Source organism: Actinomadura sp. BRA 177, assembly GCF_013372625.1.
Taxonomy (GTDB): Bacteria; Actinomycetota; Actinomycetes; order Streptosporangiales; family Streptosporangiaceae; genus Spirillospora.
The window spans coordinates 1-2925 of record NZ_JABXFD010000540.1 but is presented as its reverse complement, the minus strand read 5'-3'; the positions used below and the strand labels follow the sequence as shown (position 1 = coordinate 2925).

Genomic DNA, 2925 nt, shown 5'->3' with positions numbered 1-2925 from the left:
ATTTGTGTGATGAGTAGTTGTCGTTTTGTTTTCTTGTTTTGTGATAGAACCGGCGACCACAGAGAGCTTCACGATCCTCTGCGTCGGCAGCGTCGGATGTGGATAAGGAACAGGCGCAGGGCCCTCGCCGGTGGGCCCGCGACGTGCGGCCTGCCGAGGGCGGGGACGGCGACTGGGACGAGGCGACCCTGACGTTCCGCGACGCGGACCGTTTCGCGCCGTATCTGGCGCGGTTCGCCGACGACGTGGTGGTGCTCGACCCGCCGGATCTGCGGGAGGCGGTGATCCAGCACCTGAAGTCGGTGCTGGCGGGGACCGGCGCGCCCCCGGTCGAGGCGGGGGAGGCCCGCGGACCGGCCAGGCGGCGGCGACGACATCGACCGACCGGCGGGGGCGGCTGCGGGCGGCCCGGCCGGTGTGGATGTGGCCGCGGAACACCGCGCCCTTCGCGGTGACCTTGACCGCCTGGAAGTCGCGCGGCGGCAGCGCGCAGAACCCGGTCCGCACGACGTCGTCGAACAGCGAGTCCGACACGACGTAGGCCAGGTCGCGCCCCGGGTCGTCGGTGAGCAGCCGGCGCAGCGGCCCCGCGTCCAGCAGCCGCTGGACGACGATGGGCGCGTCGCCGGCGGGCCCGAACGGCCCGGCGGTCAGCGTGCCGTGGTGCAGCGCGAGCCGCACCCGCAGCCGGAACCGGCCGGCGTCCCGGTTGCTCTCGCGCAGCGCCTCGTCGAGGCCGATGACGAAGTCGCCGGCCACCGGCGCGGGGTCGACCCCGTCCGGCAGCGTGGCGAGCTCGCCGTCCCCGCCGACCTGCTTGGCCCATTCGGCCCGGTCGAGGCCGACGCCGCGCGCCGCGCGGTCGAGCGCGTCCGACAGCTGCCGCTGCGCGCGCAGCTGCTCGCGCGTGTCGCGCTTGCTGTACCCCTGGATGTCCACCGCCAGCAGCAGGCGGTAGCTGAGCTGTGCTGCCCCGTTTCCTTCCACTGTGCCGATCCCGCCCCTCGGTCCTGTGTGGGCGAATGGGCCCGATGCCCGCGTTCGCTCCGAATCCTGGAGTGAGCGTCGCCCCGCCTGCGGACCGTCCGAAGGAGATCGTGTCGCCATCGTCACGCCCCTTTGACGCGGGACGGTGACCGTCCGCGCCCGAAGGTAAGGAAAAGCTGGCGAACTAGTAAGGGATGTTCTGGAAAATCCACCGCAAACCGGTCCCGGTTGAACCGCGCGGCGCCGCCGTCTCGTACTGCCTCCCAGCGTGACACCCGACACACGGTCACCGCGTCGTCCCGCCCCCGCACCCGCCCGGAGACCCCCGATGGCCCACAGATCACCGGCCGCCTCGGCCACCCGCGAACGCCCGCCCGGACCGTGGAGCTGGTTCCGCGGCCCGCAGCCCGCCGGCGGCGTGGACGACCAGGTGATCGTGACCGAGTTGTACCGCGTCTACGGGCGCCCGCTGCTGTCGTTCGTCCTGCGGCTGACCGGCGGCGACCGGCACTGGGCCGAGGACGTCGTGCAGGAGACCATGATCCGCGCGTGGCGCAGCGCCCACCAGCTCGACGAGAACGCGGCCTCGCTGCTGCCGTGGCTCGCGACGGTCGCGCGCCGGATCGTCATCGACGACCAGCGGCGCAAGAACGCACGGCCGCAGGAGGCGGGCGAGGGCCCGCTGGAGAACATGCGCGTGCCCGACGGGTTGGAGGATCTGCTGCGCTCCGTCGTCGTGTCCGAAGCCCTCCTCGCGCTGTCCCCCGCCCACCGCGAGGTCCTCAACGAGACCTTCTTCCGGGATCGGTCGGTGAACGAGGCGGCCAGGCATCTCGGCATCCCCGTGGGCACCGTGAAGTCCCGGGTCTACTACGCGCTCAGGGCACTGCGCGTCGCCCTGGAGGAGAGGGGCGTGACGCCATGAGCGCGGACATGCTGCACATCGACGTCGGCGCCTACGCCCTCGGGCTGCTGGAGGAGCCCGACCGCCGCGCGTTCGAGGCGCACCTGTCGACGTGCCTGTCCTGCCACGAGGAGCTCGGCGCGCTGCGCGGGCTCGCCCAGACCCTGGACGGCATCGGGCCGATCGCCGAGCCGGCGGACGCGATGCCGGTCGCGCCCGAACCGGCGGTGGTGACCGACCTGATGCGGCACCGGATCCGCCGGCAGCGGCGGCACCGGGCGGCGCGGACGCTCGCCGCCGCCGCTGCCGGCATCGTTCTCCTCGGCGGGGCGCTCGGCACCGGGTTCACCCTCGGCGCCGACCGGGACGCGCGGCCCGCCGCGTCCGCGCGGCAGGACGACGGCACCGCCGCGCTGCTGCAGGACGGCCGGCGGACGTCGGCCACCGACGACGGCACCGGCCTCACCGGGACGGTCGCCATGCAGCAGAAGGCGTGGGGCAGCCGGATCGCGATGCAGCTCAGCAAGGTCCGCGGGCCGCTGCAGTGCGAGCTGGTCGCGGTGGACCGGCGCGGCAACGCGCACACGGTCGTCGGCTGGTCCGTCCCGGCCAAGGGCTACGGGTTGCCGGGATCGCCGCAGCCGCATCTGGCGCTGCAGGGCGGGACGGCGCTGAAGCCCGAGGAGATCAGCCGGTTCGAGGTCCGCACGATCGGCGAGGGGCGCACGCTGCTGACCGTCCCGGCCTGAGTGCCCGCGGCGCGCCCCGGGCCGGCCCGGCCGCACCGGCCGCCCGGGACGTGCCGCTCCCCACGTCTCATAGGCTGGCAGGGTGAGTGCGAGCCGGTCTTCGACAGGCCCCGAGCTGATGCTGCCGGGGCTCCGCGACGTGTACGCGGCCTACGTCCGGGAGGCCGACGCCCTGCCCGCGCTGCCCGGCCCGCTGCAGGCGGAGGTGTGGGCGTCCGCGCAGCTCGGCGCCCTGGAGGCGGCGGCCCCGCACGTGCAGGGGCGGCGCGCCGCGCTCGGCGACGG

At 74.2% G+C, this 2925-nt stretch carries 4 protein-coding genes and 1 pseudogene; all 5 read left to right on the top strand.

Going from position 1 to position 2925, the window contains the following annotated elements; translation table 11 throughout:
- Nucleotides 1–98: 98 nt before the first annotated feature.
- Nucleotides 99–455 (top strand): WYL domain-containing protein, encoded by a 357-nt coding sequence (locus HUX53_RS30765; RefSeq protein ID WP_309237511.1) that lies wholly within the window; start codon nucleotides 99–101, stop codon nucleotides 453–455.
- Nucleotides 424–1062 carry a hypothetical protein gene (locus HUX53_RS41785; protein WP_255205807.1) on the top strand — a complete coding sequence of 213 codons (639 nt, stop codon included), beginning with the start codon at nucleotides 424–426 and terminating at the stop codon, nucleotides 1060–1062. Before HUX53_RS30765 ends, HUX53_RS41785 begins: the two co-directional genes overlap by 32 nt.
- Before the next feature lie 361 nt (nucleotides 1063–1423).
- On the top strand, nucleotides 1424–1912 hold the full coding sequence (locus tag HUX53_RS30755; protein ID WP_207924185.1) for a sigma-70 family RNA polymerase sigma factor: 489 nt from the start codon (nucleotides 1424–1426) through the stop codon (nucleotides 1910–1912).
- Nucleotides 1909–2640, top strand: coding sequence for an anti-sigma factor (locus HUX53_RS30750; RefSeq protein WP_176406722.1), 732 nt, complete (start codon nucleotides 1909–1911; stop codon nucleotides 2638–2640). Before HUX53_RS30755 ends, HUX53_RS30750 begins: the two co-directional genes overlap by 4 nt.
- Before the next feature lie 82 nt (nucleotides 2641–2722).
- Nucleotides 2723–2925 (top strand): annotated as a pseudogene (locus HUX53_RS30745) (hypothetical protein); the annotation flags it as partial.

What these genes read in the sequence shown, in the direction of transcription:
- HUX53_RS30750 (WP_176406722.1), top strand. Translation starts at nt 1,909, where the DNA reads ATGAGCGCGGACATGCTGCACATCGACGTCGGCGCCTACGCCCTCGGG.